This is a genomic window from Streptomyces sp. NPDC087215, from assembly GCF_044744885.1.
Taxonomy (GTDB): domain Bacteria; phylum Actinomycetota; class Actinomycetes; order Streptomycetales; family Streptomycetaceae; genus Streptomyces.
This window is the reverse complement of record NZ_JBIUZD010000004.1, coordinates 119,408-135,286: the sequence shown is the minus strand read 5'-3', so window position 1 is coordinate 135,286 and position 15,879 is coordinate 119,408. Positions and strand designations below refer to the sequence as shown.

At 75.5% G+C, this 15,879-nt stretch carries 11 protein-coding genes and 1 pseudogene; 8 read left to right on the top strand and 4 right to left on the bottom strand.

Annotated features, from left to right (window positions below; all coding sequences use genetic code 11):
* Positions 1-23 precede the first annotated feature (23 nt).
* Positions 24-431: a cobalamin B12-binding domain-containing protein gene (locus ACIO92_RS13405; RefSeq protein ID WP_366439595.1), complete on the top strand. Its 408-nt coding sequence runs from the start codon at positions 24-26 to the stop codon at positions 429-431.
* Between the two features lie 61 nt (positions 432-492).
* Here the strand turns inward: ACIO92_RS13405 and ACIO92_RS13400 are convergent, their stop codons facing one another.
* Both ACIO92_RS13400 and ACIO92_RS13395 read right to left on the bottom strand, forming a co-directional pair.
* Positions 493-2,139, bottom strand: a complete 1,647-nt coding sequence (locus tag ACIO92_RS13400; RefSeq protein ID WP_402281566.1) for a DUF5691 domain-containing protein — start codon at positions 2,137-2,139, stop codon at positions 493-495.
* A gap of 529 nt (positions 2,140-2,668) precedes the next feature.
* Positions 2,669-4,021, bottom strand: coding sequence for an SWIM zinc finger family protein (locus ACIO92_RS13395; RefSeq protein ID WP_402281292.1), 1,353 nt, complete (start codon positions 4,019-4,021; stop codon positions 2,669-2,671).
* Positions 4,022-4,168: 147 nt separating this feature from the next.
* On the opposite strand from ACIO92_RS13395, the gene ACIO92_RS13390 reads away from it, so the two are divergent.
* The 6 genes from ACIO92_RS13390 (at position 4,169) to sucD (ending at position 12,244) form a co-directional block, all read left to right on the top strand.
* Positions 4,169-4,582: a hypothetical protein gene (locus ACIO92_RS13390; RefSeq protein ID WP_366439593.1), complete on the top strand. Its 414-nt coding sequence runs from the start codon at positions 4,169-4,171 to the stop codon at positions 4,580-4,582.
* Positions 4,583-4,716: 134 nt separating this feature from the next.
* On the top strand, positions 4,717-5,874 hold the full coding sequence (locus ACIO92_RS13385; RefSeq protein ID WP_366439592.1) for an AAA family ATPase: 1,158 nt from the start codon (positions 4,717-4,719) through the stop codon (positions 5,872-5,874).
* Positions 5,871-8,177: a DUF5682 family protein gene (locus ACIO92_RS13380; protein ID WP_402281291.1), complete on the top strand. Its 2,307-nt coding sequence runs from the start codon at positions 5,871-5,873 to the stop codon at positions 8,175-8,177. The genes ACIO92_RS13385 and ACIO92_RS13380 overlap by 4 nt, the downstream gene beginning before the upstream one ends.
* Positions 8,174-9,445: a vWA domain-containing protein gene (locus ACIO92_RS13375; RefSeq protein WP_402056544.1), complete on the top strand. Its 1,272-nt coding sequence runs from the start codon at positions 8,174-8,176 to the stop codon at positions 9,443-9,445. The genes ACIO92_RS13380 and ACIO92_RS13375 overlap by 4 nt, the downstream gene beginning before the upstream one ends.
* 715 nt (positions 9,446-10,160) lie before the next feature.
* Positions 10,161-11,339, top strand: a complete 1,179-nt coding sequence (sucC, locus tag ACIO92_RS13370) for an ADP-forming succinate--CoA ligase subunit beta (RefSeq protein ID WP_366439589.1) — start codon at positions 10,161-10,163, stop codon at positions 11,337-11,339.
* 20 nt (positions 11,340-11,359) lie between these two features.
* Positions 11,360-12,244: a succinate--CoA ligase subunit alpha gene (gene sucD / locus ACIO92_RS13365; protein WP_366439588.1), complete on the top strand. Its 885-nt coding sequence runs from the start codon at positions 11,360-11,362 to the stop codon at positions 12,242-12,244.
* Positions 12,245-12,414: 170 nt separating this feature from the next.
* Here sucD and ACIO92_RS13360 read toward each other — a convergent pair whose 3' ends face one another.
* Both ACIO92_RS13360 and ACIO92_RS13355 read right to left on the bottom strand, forming a co-directional pair.
* Complete coding sequence (locus tag ACIO92_RS13360) at positions 12,415-13,569, bottom strand: sigma factor-like helix-turn-helix DNA-binding protein (RefSeq protein ID WP_401236817.1); 1,155 nt, start codon at positions 13,567-13,569, stop codon at positions 12,415-12,417.
* A gap of 210 nt (positions 13,570-13,779) precedes the next feature.
* A pseudogene (locus ACIO92_RS13355) lies at positions 13,780-13,977 on the bottom strand (helix-turn-helix domain-containing protein); the annotation flags it as partial.
* A gap of 119 nt (positions 13,978-14,096) precedes the next feature.
* On the opposite strand from ACIO92_RS13355, the gene ACIO92_RS13350 reads away from it, so the two are divergent.
* The gene (locus ACIO92_RS13350) at positions 14,097-15,869 is read left to right on the top strand and encodes a DUF6350 family protein (protein ID WP_402281290.1); all 1,773 of its coding nucleotides are present in this window, start codon (positions 14,097-14,099) and stop codon (positions 15,867-15,869) included.
* Positions 15,870-15,879: the final 10 nt, after the last annotated feature.

The following is a 15,879-nucleotide window of genomic DNA, read 5'->3' as shown; positions in this document are numbered from 1 at the left end:
GGGGGTCGCATGTGGAGGCAGTGATGGGTGTGACCGGTCCGATCCGCGTGGTGGTGGCCAAGCCGGGTCTCGACGGCCACGATCGCGGGGCCAAGGTGATCGCGCGGGCACTCCGCGACGCCGGTATGGAGGTCATCTACACCGGGCTCCACCAGACGCCGGAACAGATCGTCGACACCGCGATCCAGGAGGACGCCGACGCGATCGGCCTCTCGATCCTCTCGGGCGCGCACAACACCCTGTTCGCGAAGGTCCTGGAACTGCTCAAGGACCGTGACGCGGAGGACATCAAGGTCTTCGGCGGCGGCATCATCCCGGAGGCGGACATCCCGCCGCTGAAGGAGAAGGGCGTGGCGGAGATCTTCACGCCGGGCGCCACGACCGCCTCCATCGTCGACTGGGTCAACGCGAACGTCCGCGTGGCCGCGTGAGCCCCTTCCGTGCCGGGTGACCTGCCCGTCCTCCTTTCCGAAGGGCCCTCCCCCGGGGGAGTCACTGTGCCGGTGCCGGTGCCGGTGCCGGTGCCGGGACCGGGACCGGGTTCGGTTCCGGTGACGGCCCCGGGAGTGCGTCCGGCACCGGCGGCGCCTCCGTGAGTTCGGCGTGCATCGCCGCGCGCAGCCGGAGGGTGGAGACCAGCCGCTGGAACGCCTCGGACCAGTAGCCGCCCGCGCCGGGGGAGACCTCGTCCGTCTCGTCCGGCCGGGCCGTCAGGGAGTCCAGGTGCCAGGCCGACTCCGGGGCGAGACAGCGCTCCGCAAGCCCCATCACCCCACTGAAGCTCCACGGATAACTTCCCGCCTCCCGCGCGATGTCGAGGGCGTCGACCACCGCCTCGCCCAGTGGCGCCGCCCACGGCACCTCGCACACGCCGAGCAGTTGGAACGCCTCCGACAGCCCGTGGGCGGCGATGAACGACGCCACCCAGTCCGCCCGCTCCGCCGGACGCAGCGTCGACAGCAACTGGGCCCGCTCCGCGAGCGACGACGTGCCCGGCCCCGTCGCGGGAGGCGCCGACGGCGCGCCGAGCAGCGCCCGCGACCAGACCGCGTCCCGCTGCCGCACGGCAGCCCTGCACCAGGCCGCGTGCAGCTCCGCCTGCCAGTCGTCCTCGACCGGCAGCGCCACGATCGCCTCCGGGTCGCGCCCGCCGAACCGGGGCGGCCAGCAGGACAGCGGGGCCGCCTCCACCAACTGGCCCAGCCACCAGGACCGCTCGCCCCGCCCGGCCGGAGGCGTCGCCACCACACCGTCCCGCCGCATCGCCGCGTCGCACTCGTGCGGGGCCTCGACGACGACCGAGGGCGTCCGCGCCGTCCGGTCGAGCCCCACGCACGAGACGGCCCGGCCCGCCATCCGGCCGGCCAGCGCCGAGCGGGGGAGCGCGGACAGCAGTTCGGCGGCGGTGGCGCGGACGTTGCGGCTGCGGTCGCCGAGGGCCGCCTCCAGGAACTCCTCGTCCGCGTCGGAGAGTCCGCCCCGCAGCGAGTCCAGGAACATCAGCCGGTCCTCCGCCCGCTCGACGGACCAGGTGCCCGCGAGCAGGGCGAGCCCGGCGGCCGGATCCTCGGCGCGTACGGCAGCCAGCAGGGCGACCCGCTCCGCGAACAGGCCCTCCTCCCACAGGGCCCGTACGCCCTTCTCGTCCCCGGGGTCCGGAAGGGAGCCGCCCGCGCCCGAACCCCGCAGCGCGAACCGCCACTCCGGGTTCTGCCGGGCCAGCCACAGACCGCGTGCCCCGGCCAGCCGGAGTGCCTGCGGCCGCAGGTCCGTGCGGGCACGTGCCGCGTCGAGAAGGGCGGGCAGGGTGGCGGAAGGCGCTTTGAAACCATGCCGATCGGCGAGTGTCAGCCACTGGGGGAGCAGCTCGGCGAGGTCGGGGGCGGCCCGGCGCCGCCCGGCGGGCGAGGGAGCGGCCCGGCCCGCGAGCAACTGGTCCAGCCGCCGCCGGGCGGCCTCGGGCAGTCGGCCGCGCGGATCGGCGGGCGCGGGCTCCGGCAGCGGCGCGGCGGGACCGGGCCGCAGCCCCGCCCTGCGCCGTACGGTGTGCACCGCGGCGGCGTCGAGGAGCGCGCCCGGCAGGTCCCCGCCGCCGGTCCCCGCGAACCCGCCGGGGGCCCGCCGGTCCGTACCGAGCATCGCGGCGGTCACCAACTGCTCCCAGGCCCGGCCCTCGCCGTCCGCGCCCCCCGTCCCGTCGGTGGTTCGGGCGTCCCGGTCCGAGAGGTCCGCGACACCTGGTTCCGGGGTGTCCGGGCCGTCCGGGGCCCCGCGTCCGTCGGTGGCCACGAGCCCCCGCCCACCGAGGTGGGTGGCGGCCCGCCCGTCGGCGCCCCCGGCCCCCGGCCGGTCGGCGTCCCCGGGGCCGATCCGTTCCCCCGTATCCGTGCGGCCTGTTCCGGCATCGGGTGCGGCACCCCTTTCCTCCGCGCCCGGTCCGCTCCTCTCCCCGGCGGGCGAGGTCGTTCCGGTGTCCGTGGCGTTCCGCCCGTGCGGGGGTCTCCGCCGGGCCCCGGGCGTCGGCGCGTCCGCCGTGCCGGTCGTCGGCTGTTCGGGTGCCGTCGTACGCGCCGGGCGGGCGGCGGCCGGGGGTGTCGTGTCCGTCTTCATCGGTGCCTCCGGTCGGTGAGGGCGGTGCGGCCCGTGCGGGGTGTCCGGTCGGCGGGGGTCATACGAGGGGGACCGTCTCGTCCGGGGCCTCCGGGGACCAGGCGGTGAGCGGGGTGAAGCCCCGGTGCCCGCACTCCCCGAAGACGGTCAGCGGCGCACCGCCCGACAGGGCGACCAGGCGCCAGAGTCCGGGCCGCGACTGGGCGGCGGACGTCAGGGGCAGGGCCTCGCGGCCGTCCGCGTCGGCGAGCTGCCAGCCGTACTCCGCGCGCGTCGGTACGACCCCGCTCAGGGTCACCGGCCAGGAGTCCAGCCACGGGTCGTCCCTCAGCGCCCCGCCGTACGCGTCGAGCGCCGCCCCGACCGGGCCGCCCGGTGGCGGGCCCACGGGTGCGGTCACGGGGACGAAGTGCTCTCCCGGCTCGGCCCTCAGCTGCCCGGAGCCCGTATGGGGGGTCAGTTCGCCGTCCAGCACCGCGCCCACCGGGAGGGCCAGCGCGGGAGCCCGGCCCGCCGCCCCGTAGGAGAGCAGGAACGAGGTGCGCCCGCTGGTCGTGCCGTGCAGCCAGATGCGACGGGTGGTCAGCCGCGCGTCCCCCGTGTCGTACTGGGCGAGAACCAGCCAATGATCGCGCACCGGGGCCCCCTCGACCGGAGAGGGGAGGCCCACCCGGGTCCGTACCGTCGTGGCGAACGGCGCGGGCAGCCGCTCGGCGCCGAGCCAGGCGCGGTCCAGGAGGTGGGTCAGCGCGCACTCCTCCAGGAGCCGCACCGGCCAGCCTGGGCCCGAGCCCGGTATCGCGCCCAGCTCCCGGACCCGGCCCGCGAGGCCCGGTGCCTGAGCGTCGACCATGCGGGCGGCCGTCTCCTCCCACAGCCCGTACCCCGGCTGCCCGGCCGCCGCGAGGCCGCCGCGCAGCAGATCGGCGAGCCGCTGCTCCAGTTCATGGGTGCCCGAGGTGATCCGGGCCGCCCGGCGCGCGGCCCTGCGGCGAGCCGCCTCCGGGTCCGCCGGGCGCCGGGCGGACGTGCCCTCGGCCGGGCGGGCCGAGGCCGAGGACGCGGCCCGCCCGCGACGGGTTTCGAGCCATCGCGCGGCCCAGTCGGGCGCGGTGGACTCCCCGGGCGCCGTACCGTCCGACGCGTGGAGCAGCAGCAGCCCGAGCGCGTGTTCGCAGGGGGACTTCCGGCTCGGGCACCCGCAGTGGAAGGCGGGCCCCGTGGTGTCGACGGCCGTCCGGTGGGTCGTGCCGCCGCCGTCCCGGCACAAACCCCAGACGACGCCCCCGCCATGGCCCGATTCCGGCCACGATCCGGCCGAGCCCAGCTCGCTCCCCGCACTGCGCGACGCGTCGTCGGGAGCCAGTGCCAACACCTGCTCCGCTGTCCGGCGCACCCCCATGGCATTCATGTCACCGACGGTAGAGGCAGCCACTGACAACGGCTCTGGCCTGCGAGTTGAGGCGGGGAAAGCACTCGGGGCGATTTGACTTTACTCTCCCTTTAAGGTTGCCTGCGCGAACCGACCGATCCACCTCTCGCGTCCAGGGGGACCCCCATGAAGCGCACTGCCCGCACCGCCGCGACGGCCTTCGCCGTCACCGGTCTCGCCCTCGGCCTCGGCGCCTGCTCCGCGGTCACGGACAAGGCCGTCGAGCAGGTCGACAAGTCCGTGAAGCAGTCCTACGAAGTCACGTACGAGGTCACCGGCAAGGGGATCGAGTCCATCGAGTACCACGCCGGTGACGGCAGTGCGATGGAGCCGAAGATCGAGTCCGAGAAGAACCCCACGACGCCGTGGAAGAAGACCGTGAAGCTGACGGGCATCATGCCGCCGGCCGTCATGCCGGTCTCGCTGACCCCCACCGACCTCACCTGCAAGGTCATCTACCAGGGCAAGGTCCTCAAGGAGGCCAAGGCCGAGCAGGCCATGGCGGGCGGCTGCGTCGCCGTCTCGCCGATCGTGGGCTGACCCCCCCGGCACCCGCTGGCCCTCCCGCACCCCTGAACCCCTCCAACCGCCCCTGACCAGCGGAGACATCCGATTGTCAGTGGCATGGTGCACGGTGGATCGCACAGCAGGTCGAACGATCTGGAGGGGGATCCATGACCGTGCCCGAAACCGTCGCGCAGCCCGGTTCCGGCGTCGATACGGACGCCGGACCGGCGCGGCCGCAGGCCGCCGCCGAGGTCCTCAGGCCGCACGCCGAGCACGCCTTCGCCGGTGAACTCGCCGCGCTCGCCACCGCCGACGACCGGCCCCGCCCCGCCCGCTGGCGCCTCTCGCCGTGGGCCGTCGCCACCTACCTCCTGGGCGGCACCCTCCCCGACGGGACGGTGATCACACCCAAGTACGTGGGACCCCGCCGCATCGTCGAGGTCGCCGTCAGCACGCTCGCCACCGACCGGGCCCTGCTGCTCCTCGGGGTGCCCGGCACCGCCAAGACCTGGGTCTCCGAGCACCTCGCCGCCGCCGTCAGCGGCGACTCCACCCTCCTCGTCCAGGGCACCGCGGGAACCCCGGAGGAAGCCGTCCGGTACGGCTGGAACTACGCCCGGCTCCTCGCCCACGGCCCCGACCGGGAAGCCCTCGTGCCCAGCCCCGTCATGCGCGCGATGTCCCTCGGCATGACCGCCCGCGTCGAGGAACTCACCCGTATGCCCGCCGACGTGCAGGACACCCTCATCACCGTCCTGTCCGAGAAGACCCTGCCCGTCCCCGAACTGGGCCAGGAGGTCCAGGCCGTCCCCGGGTTCAACCTGATCGCCACCGCCAACGACCGCGACCGGGGCGTCAACGAGCTCTCCAGCGCGCTCCGCCGCCGCTTCAACACCGTCGTCCTGCCGCTGCCCGCGACCCCCGAGGCCGAGGTCGACATCGTCGCCCGCCGCGTCGAACAGCTCGGACGCGCCCTCGCCCTGCCCGCCGTCCCGGCCGGGGCCGACGAGATCCGACGGGTCGTCACCGTCTTCCGCGAGCTGCGGGACGGCGTCACCACCGACGGCCGCACCAGGGTCAAGTCCCCCTCGGGCACGCTCTCCACCGCCGAGGCCATCTCCGTCGTCACGGGCGGTCTCGCCCTCGCCGCCCACTTCGGCGACGGGGTCCTGCGCCCCGCCGACATCGCCGCGGGCATCCTCGGCGCGGTCGTCCGCGACCCGGCGGCCGACCGGGTCGTCTGGCAGGAGTACCTGGAGACGGTCGTCAGGGAGAGGGACGACTGGAAGGACTTCTACCGCGCCTGCCGCGAGGTGAGCACATGACCCCCACGGCCCCGGCGCCCGCTGCCCGCGCCCCCGGCCGGGCCCCGCGCCCGGCCGCCGGACCGCTCCTGCTCGGGGTGCGGCACCACGGCCCCGGATCGGCGCGCGGTGTGCGCGCCGCCCTGGACGCGGGGAATCCGGCCGCCGTCCTCGTCGAAGGCCCCGCCGAGGCCGACGCCCTCGTGACCCTCGCGGCGGACCCCGCCATGCGCCCCCCGGTCGCCCTCCTCGCCCACGCCGTGGACGACCCCGGACGGGCCGCGTTCTGGCCCCTGGCCGCCTTCTCGCCCGAGTGGGTCGCCATCCGCTGGGCCCTCGACCGGGGCGCCGCCGTCCGCTTCATCGACCTGCCCGCCACCCACACCCTCGCCACCACCGACCCCGCCCGGGACGACCACGGGGCCGGGGCCGCCGACGACGGCCCGCGCATCGACCCGATCGCCGAACTCGCCGCGACCGCCGGGTACGAGGACCCCGAGCGCTGGTGGGAGGACGTCGTCGAACTGCGCGGCGACGGCGACCCCACCGCCCCCTTCGAAGCGCTCGCCGAGGCCATGGACGCACTCCGGGAGACCTACGGGCACGGCGGCCACCCCCGCGACCTCGTCCGCGAGGCGTACATGCGGCTCCGCCTCCGGGCCGCCCGCAAGGAGTTCGGGGACGCCGTCGCCGTCGTCTGCGGCGCCTGGCACGTCCCCGCCCTCACCCGGCGGACCACCGCCGCCGCCGACCGGGCCCTGCTCAAGGGCCTGCCCAAGGTGCGGACCGAACTGACCTGGGTCCCCTGGACCCACCGCAGGCTCGCCCGTCGCTCGGGATACGGCGCGGGCATCGACGCCCCCGGCTGGTACGCCCACCTCTTCGGCGCGCCCGACCGGCCCGTCGAACGATGGATGACCGAGGCCGCCCGGCTCCTCAGGGCCGAGGACCACCCCGTCTCCTCCGCCCACGTCATCGAAGCCGTCCGCCTCGCCGAGGCCCTCGCCGCCCTGCGCGGACGACCGCACCCCGGCCTCGACGAGACCACCGACGCCGTCCGCTCCGTCCTCTGCGAGGGCTCCGACGTGCCCCTCGCCCTCGTACGGGACCGGCTCGTCGTCGGGGACGTGCTCGGCCGGGTCCCCGACAGCGCCCCCGCCGTCCCCCTCCAGCGCGACCTGGTCCGCCGCCAGCGCACCCTGCGCCTGCGGCCCGAGGCCGCCGAGCGGGACCTCGACCTCGACCTCCGCAAGGACGGCGACGGCGAGCGCAGCCGACTCCTGCACCGGCTGCGGCTGCTCGGCGTCACCTGGGGCACCCCGGCGACCGGACGCGCGGGAACCGGCACCTTCCGGGAGGCCTGGCGGCTGCGCTGGGAACCCGAACTGCACGTCCAGGTCGCCGAGGCGGGCGTCTGGGGCACCACCGTCGAGGGCGCCGCCACCGCCCGAGCCCGCTCCCGCGCGCGGGCGGCGACCGGGCTCGCCGACATCACCGCCCTCGCCGAGCAGTGCCTGCTCGCCGGACTCGCGGACGCGCTGCCCGCCGTCATGCGGGCGCTCGCCGACCGGGCCGCGCTCGACACCGACGTCGCCCGTCTCGCCCAGGCCTTCCCGGCCCTCGCCCGCGCCCTGCGCTACGGGGACGTGCGCGGCACGGACACGGCGGCCCTCGCCGAGGTCGCCACCGGGCTGCTGGAGCGGATCTGCGTCGGTCTGCCGCCCGCCTGCGCCGGACTCGACGCGGACGCGGCCACCGCCATGCGCGAGCGGATCGACGGGGTCCACCAGGCCCTCGGACCGCTGCCCGGCGCCGGAAGCACGGCCGACCGCTGGGCGGGCGTCCTGCGCCGCCTCGCGGACCGCGACCGCGTACCGGGCGTCCTCCGGGGCCGGGCCGCCCGGCTCCTCCTCGACGAGGGCCGGATCAGCGACGACGAGACGGCCCCGCTCATGAGCCGCGCCCTCTCGCCGGGCACCCCGCCCGCCGACGCCGCGGGCTGGATCGACGGCTTCGTCGGCGGGGCGTCCGGCGGAGGTCTGCTCCTCGTCCACGACGAGCGGCTCCTCGGGCTGGTCGACGACTGGCTCACCGGGGTGCCCGCCGAGGCGTTCACCGGCGTCCTGCCACTGCTCCGCCGGACGTTCTCGGAGTACGAGCCCGGGGTCCGCCGCACCCTCGGTGAACTGGTCGCCCGCGGGCCGGGCGCCTCCCGGAGCCCCGCGCCGGGCACCCCCGGCTTCGCCCCGGCGCCCGACCGGGAACGGGCGGACGCCGTGCTGCCCCTCCTCCACCTCGTCCTCGGCCGGGAGACCACACCATGACCACACCCACGGACCCCGCCCGAACCGCCGCCCCGGCCGTCGCCACGATCCCCTCCGGCACCGGTCCGACCTATGGGCCGGGCGGTCCCACAGACGGGCCGGGCGCCCGGCCGTCCGGCTGCGGGGACGACGAGCGGCTGCGGCGGTGGCGGCTCGTGCTCGGGGGCGGGGACGCCGAAGGGACCGGGCGGGGGCTCACCGGGACCGACGCCGCCATGGACGGGGCGCTCGCCGCGCTCTACGGGCGCGGGACCCCCGGAGCCGAGCACGCCGGACGGGAACGTTCGGCGGGGCTGGGGGCCTCCGCGCCCTCCGTCGCCCGCTGGCTCGGCGACATCCGTACGTACTTCCCCGGCTCCGTCGTCCAGGTCATGCAGCGCGACGCCATCGACCGGCTCGGCCTCGCCACCCTCCTCCTGGAGCCGGAGACGCTGGCGGCGGTCGAGCCGGACGTGCACCTCGTCGGCACCCTGCTCTCCCTCCACAAGGCCATGCCGGAGACCACCGGGGAGACCGCGCGCGCCGTCGTGCGCCGGGTCGTCGACGACCTGGAGAAGCGCCTCGCCGCCCGCACCCGCGCGACGCTCACCGGGGCCCTCGACCGGTCCGCCCGGATCAGCCGCCCCCGCCACCGCGACATCGACTGGGACCGCACGATCCGCGCCAACCTCAAGAACTACCTGCCCGAGCACCGCACGGTCGTCCCGGAGCGGCTCGTCGGCCACGGGCGCGCCTCCCGGGCCGTCAGGAAGGAGGTCGTCCTCTGCGTCGACCAGTCGGGCTCGATGGCCGCCTCCGTCGTGTACGCCTCCGTCTTCGGCGCGGTGCTGGCGTCGATGCGGTCCCTGGCCACCCGGCTGGTGGTCTTCGACACCTCCGTCGTCGAGCTGACCGATCTGATCGACGACCCGGTGGACGTCCTGTTCGGCACCCGGCTCGGCGGCGGCACCGACATCAACCGCGCGCTCGCCCACTGCCAGTCGAGGATCACCCGCCCCGCCGACACGGTCGTGGTCCTCATCAGCGACCTGTACGAGGGAGGCATCCGTGACGAGATGCTGAAGCGGGTCGCGGCGATGAAGGCCTCGGGCGTGCGGTTCGTCGCGCTGCTCGCCCTCTCCGACGAGGGCACCCCGGCGTACGACCGCGAGCACGCGGCGGCGCTGTCCGCGCTCGGCGTCCCCGCCTTCGCGTGCACTCCCGACCTGTTCCCGGAGGTGATGGCCGCCGCCCTGGAGAACCGCCCGCTGCCGATCCCCGTCGACTGACAGCCGACAGCCGACAGCCGGTCATCGACCACTGACCACCGGACTCACAGCCGACCGGCGACGACTCGCGGGCGATCGCCGACCACTCGCGGCCGACCGGCGACCGCCGACCGCCGAACAGCGGACCGGCGCGGACCGCTGCCCCGGCCCGCAGACCGCAGTCGCACCCGATCCCCGATCCCACGGCCCCGGCCCCTCACCCCCGGCCCCTCACCCCGGACCCCCGCCCCCGGACCCCGACTCCCGCGGCCCCCGCGCCGTCCCGGCGCCGACCGCCCGCCCCGGACCCGTACCGTCCGGCTCCCCCGTCCGGCTCCTCCGCCGGTGCGGATTCCGTTGTCTCCTGGCCACTCGCACGGGTGTCCTCGGGAGGACTGAGTCCCATGTCACACCCCCTGTCAGGGGCGTCCCACCAGGGGCTCCGGCGTGTCGTACGGGGACGGGAGCCCAAGCGCCACCTGCCGTGCGGGGCGTCCGGGCCGGTCCGCCGACCCCTACGGAGGGCCCCCCGGTCCCTACGATCTGTGACCCGTATCACCGCTCGGTTGTGATCTGCGATTTAGGGACCTACGTCCCACGGCGATAACCTGCGAGACGGACATGCCGCGTTCACGGACACCGTGACGCCTTCCTTGTGACAGCGCAGTCACGTTGCCCTTCGCGGCACGCCCACGCAGACAACGAACCGCGATCATCAGAAAAGGGACGGACGCGCGTGGACCTGTTCGAGTATCAGGCGAGGGACCTCTTCGCCAAGCACGGTGTACCGGTGCTGGCCGGTGAAGTCATCGACACGCCTGAGGCGGCGCGCGAGGCCACCGAGCGTCTTGGCGGCAAGTCGGTCGTCAAGGCGCAGGTGAAGGTCGGCGGCCGCGGCAAGGCCGGTGGCGTCAAGCTGGCCGCCACCCCGGACGAGGCCGTCGCCCGCGCGACGGACATCCTCGGGATGGACATCAAGGGCCACACGGTCCACAAGGTGATGATCGCCGAGCTGTCCCCGGAGATCGAGGCGGAGTACTACGTCTCGTACCTCCTCGACCGCACCAACCGCACCTTCCTCGCCATGGCGTCCGTCGCCGGTGGCATGGACATCGAGGAGGTCGCCGCGACGACCCCCGAGAAGCTCGCGAAGGTGCCCGTCGACTCCAACAAGGGCGTCGACATCGTCAAGGCCCGCGAGATCGTGGCCCTGGCGCAGTTCCCGGCCGAGGTGGCCGAGAAGGTCGCCGATGTCATGGTGACCCTGTGGGACACCTTCGTCGCCGAGGACGCCCTCCTCGTCGAGGTCAACCCGCTGGTGAAGACCAAGGACGGGCGCGTCCTGGCCCTGGACGGAAAGGTGTCTCTCGACGAGAACGCCGACTTCCGCCAGCCGGAGCACGAGGCGCTCGAGGACAAGGCCGCGGCCAACCCGCTCGAGGCCGCCGCCAAGGCCAAGGGCCTCAACTACGTCAAGCTCGACGGCGAGGTCGGCATCATCGGCAACGGCGCCGGCCTGGTCATGTCGACCCTGGACGTCGTCGCGTACGCCGGTGAGAACCACGGCGGCGTGAAGCCGGCCAACTTCCTCGACATCGGCGGCGGCGCCTCCGCCGAGGTCATGGCGAACGGCCTGGAGATCATCCTGGGCGACCCGGACGTCAAGTCCGTGTTCGTCAACGTCTTCGGTGGCATCACCGCCTGTGACGAGGTCGCCAACGGCATCGTCCAGGCCCTGGAACTGCTCGCCTCCAAGGGCGAAGAGGTCTCCAAGCCGCTGGTCGTGCGCCTCGACGGCAACAACGCGGAGCTGGGTCGCAAGATCCTGTCGGACGCCAACCACCCGCTGGTGCAGCGCGTGGACACCATGGACGGAGCGGCCGACAAGGCCGCCGAGCTCGCGGCTGCGAAGTAAGGGACGAGGGAACCAGAGCCATGGCTATCTTCCTCAACAAGGACAGCAAGGTCATCGTCCAGGGCATGACCGGTGCCACGGGCATGAAGCACACCAAGCTCATGCTGGGTGACGGCACCAACGTCGTCGGTGGCGTGAACCCGCGCAAGGCCGGCACGTCCGTCGACTTCGACGGCACCGAGATCCCCGTCTTCGGCACGGTCGCCGAGGCCATGAAGGAGACCGGCGCCGACGTCTCGGTCCTCTTCGTGCCGCCGGCCTTCGCGAAGGCCGCCGTCGTCGAGGCGATCGACGCCGAGATCCCCCTCGCCGTGGTCATCACCGAGGGCATCGCCGTCCACGACTCGGCCGCGTTCTACGCGTACGCCGTGGAGAAGGGCGGCAAGACCCGCCTCATCGGCCCGAACTGCCCCGGTCTCATCACCCCGGGCCAGTCCAACGCCGGCATCATCCCGGGCGACATCACGAAGCCGGGCCGCATCGGCCTGGTCTCGAAGTCCGGCACGCTGACGTACCAGATGATGTACGAGCTCCGTGACATCGGCTTCTCGTCCGCCGTCGGCATCGGTGGCGACCCGGTCATCGGCACCACGCACATCGACGCCCTGGCGGCCTTCGAGGCCGACCCGGAGACCGACCTGATCGTCATGATCGGTGAGATCGGCGGCGACGCCGAGGAGCGTGCGGCCGACTTCATCAAGGCCAACGTCACCAAGCCGGTCGTCGGCTACGTCGCGGGCTTCACCGCGCCCGAGGGCAAGACCATGGGCCACGCCGGCGCCATCGTCTCCGGCTCCTCCGGCACCGCCCAGGCGAAGAAGGAGGCCCTGGAGGCCGCGGGCGTCCAGGTCGGCAAGACGCCGACCGAGACGGCCGAGCTGGCGCGCGCGATCCTCGCGGGCTGAACCCGGCTCACCCCCGACGGCCGCAGGCAGTGGCCGCCAGCCGTACGAGAGGGCCCCGCCCCCTGCCCGGTCACCCGGGCGAGGGCGGGGCCCTCTCGCGTCATCCGGCCCGTCCGGGCCTGTCCGGACGGGCCCGGCGTCCGGCCCGTCCGTCCGCCGTCCGTCCGGGTCTACTCGGCCGTCGGGATCAGGCGTTCCGGGCCCGGGTTCGGTTCGGAGCGCAGGCTGTCGCGCAGTTCCACGTCCTCCGGGCGGAGCTTCTCGGGGCCACCGCGCACGGGGACGCCGTTGACGGTCTCGCCGGGGACGTTGACCGGGAGGTAGTGGGTCGGGGCGGTCGCCGCGGCGAAGCCCGTGACGCCGATGAGGACCGCCGTCACCCCGAGGACCGCCCTGGTCCAGACGCGGGTCCTGCGGTCGCTGCCGGTGCGGACCGTACGGGCGGCCGGGAGGGTCGCCGTCGGCGCCTCGGCGACCAGTGCGCCCAGCCGCCGGTGCAGCGCCCCGGGCTCGGCGAGCTCCGGCACCCGCCGCCCGAGGACGGTCCTGGCGTGCAGCAGCCGGTTGGCGGCGGCCGGGGTGCTGGCCTCGGTCTCGGCGGCGGTCTCCGGCAGGTCGAGGCCGAGCCCGTCGTACAGCAGGACGGTACGGCGGTACGGCGGGGGCAGTTCGAGGAGCGCGCCGAGCAGGGCCCGCCGGTTCGCCTCGGTGGGCGGGGCGTCGGGGTGTTTGTGCGCGCGGCGCATCCGGTGCCAGGGGGAGAGGGCGTACTCGTACGCCGTCGCCCGCACCCAGCCCACCGGGTCCGGGTCGACGGCGACTTCGGGCCAGTGCTGCCAGGTGTGGTGGAAGGCGTACTCGACGGCCTCCCGGGAGAGACCCCGGCGCCCGGTCAGCAGATAGGTCTGGTGGACGAGCCCGGGGGCGGCGTGCGCGTAGAGCGCGTCGAAGGCCTCCTCGGGCGTGGGGCCCGGCGTGGTGGGGGGTTCCGGTGCCTCCTCGGGGGCCGCCTGTCTCAGGCGCTCCTTCGGCTTGGGCGCGCCCTTGCGGGCGGGGCCCGAGGCGATGGCGGGGGTGGGCGCGGGGGCCTTCGGCGGCCGTGCGGTCCGCTTGGCGGCGGCCCTGGGCCGTACTCCGGCGGAATCGGCGGCCTGCGTCCGTACGGGTGACTTGGCCTGCGGCTGCGGGTGCCGCTTCAGGGGGGACCGGTTCGCGGCCCCCGCCTCTGCCGGGGCCCCGGCTCCGGCTTCGGCTCCGTTCGAGCCCTGAGTCCCTGATACGGCCCCGGGTACGGCGGCCCCGGGTACCGGACCGGACCCGGCCACGGCCTGAGCCCCACCCGGCTCCCCACCCGGCCACCCGGCCTCGGACCGCTCCGGCCGCTCCGGCCGTTCAGACCGCTCCGGCCGCTCCGGCGACACGGATCCTCCCGGCCGCTCCGGCGACACGGATCCTCCCGGCCGTCCGGAGACCGGCGGCCGTCCCTCCGCCGCGGACGGACGGTCGGCCCTCGGCCCGCCGCTCGGTGCGCCGAGCAGCTTCGCGTACGCCTCGCGCTTGCGGCCACGTGGGGACGAGCGTCCCGTCTCCCACGATCTGACCGTGGCCTTCGTGACGCCCACGGCCTCGGCGACCTGCTCCTCGCTCAGCGCGAGGGCCTCACGCAGCCTGCGCCGCTCCTTAGGGGTCGGCAGGGTGACGGCGGATGCGGAATCCGCGGGGCTCCGGCTCATCGGTGTCGACCTCCCGCAGAGCTGCTGGGGGCAGAAAAGTACATAAACGTATATTGAGCGACACAGCCGAGGTTTGCCTGTTACGCGGCAAAAGCGCGTGTCGTTGGCAGCATGACCCCGTGACCCATGTGACCGAACACCCCCTGGTCCAGGGCGGTCGTTCCACCGTGCTCGCCACCGCCTGCGTCCGGGGCGGGGTCGCCGCCGGACTCGGTCTCGGCGCCCTCGCGGTCCTGGTGGTCGCGGCCTGGATCAGCTCCCCGTACCCGGACGGCGGCGCCGACGGGGCCCTGCGCCTGGCCGCCGGGCTCTGGCTCCTCGCCCACGGCGTCGACCTCGTCCGCACGGACACCCTGAGCGGGCTGCCCGCCCCGCTCGGTGTCGTCCCGCTGCTCCTGTCCGCGCTGCCGGTCTGGCTGGTCCACCGGGCGGCCCGCGACACCCTCGACAGGGGCGCCGAGGGCGCCGGTCCGCGCCTCACCGCCGGTGGCGCGGTGGCCGCCGTCACCGGGGGATATCTGCTGGTCGCGGCCGTGGTCGTGGTCTACGCCGAAGGCGGGCGGCTGCCCGCCGACCTGCTCACCGCCGGGTTCTGGCTGCCCGCGGTGGTGACGGCGGCGGCGGGCGCCGGGGTGTGGACCGCGCTCGGCCGTCCGCTGCCCGGACGGCGGCAGGCGGCGGTCGCCCTGCGGGCCACCGGACTGGGTCTCGTGACCCTGCTGGGCGGCGGCGCGGTCACCGCCGCGGTCTCGCTGGCCTGGCACGCGGGCCGGGCGCAGACGGCGTACGCCGGGCTCACGGGGGAGTGGTCGGGGCGCGTGGCGGTGCTGCTGCTCGTCCTGGCGCTGCTCCCGAACACGGCCGTCTGGGGGGCCGCGTACGGGCTCGGCCCCGGATTCACCCTCGGTACCGGCGCGCTCGCCACCCCGCTGGGCCTCGCCGGGGACCCGGCTCTGCCGTCCTTCCCGCTGCTCGCGGCGCTGCCCACCGAGCCGCGCGGTTCCTGGCCGCACTGGGCGGCCGTGGCGGTGCCGCTGCTCGCGGCCGTGCTCCAGGGGCGCCGGGTGGGCCGGGCGGCGCGGACCTGGGAGGCCCGGGACACGGCCCTCACCGCGCTGGGCGCGGCCTGGGGCTGCGGGGCGGCGATGGCGGTCCTCGCCTGCGCGGCGGGCGGCCCGCTGGGGAGCGGCAGGCTCTCGGCGTTCGGCCCGGTGTGGTGGCAGGCGGGGGCGGCGGCGGTCCTGTGGGGCGCCTGCGCGGGTGTCCCGACGGCGCTGGGCGTACGGGCCTGGGGCCGTCGCGTCCCCCGCGCGGAACGCCCCCCTGAGCCCGGCCGGACCGGGACGGTGGGCTCTGGGTCTGGAGTGACGGCTGGTACGGCCCCGGCGCCGGGGCGGGTCACGGCAGTCGTTACGGCCCCCGTCCCGGTGTCCGGTACGGCTCCGGGGGCCGTCGTGGACCCGGGTACGGCCCCGGCGACCGGGCCCGGCCCGGACGCCGGGGCGGGTCCCGCGTCCGCTTCGGGTACGGCCCCGGCGACCGGCCCGGGGCTCCGGGCCCGGCGGAAGTGGCCGTTCGGCCTCGGCGCCCTGTCCGGGCTGCTCGTGGGGTCCAGGACGGCGGACCAGGGGTCCGGGACGGCGGCCGGACCGGGGGCGGCGCCGGGGACGACGCCCGCGCTCCCGCCCGTATCCGGGTCGGGGACGGGCACCGGTTCCGGACCCGGCACCCCGCCCTCCTGGGACTCCGGCTTCGAGCCGTACGACTATCTGCCCGCCGACTGGGAACCGACCGCACCGCCCCCGGCGGCCCCGGCCGCACCGAACCCGGCCGCACCGAACCCGGCGGACCCCGACGCCCCGGCCGGGGGGACCGACGGGGCCGCGCCCTGACGATCCGAGG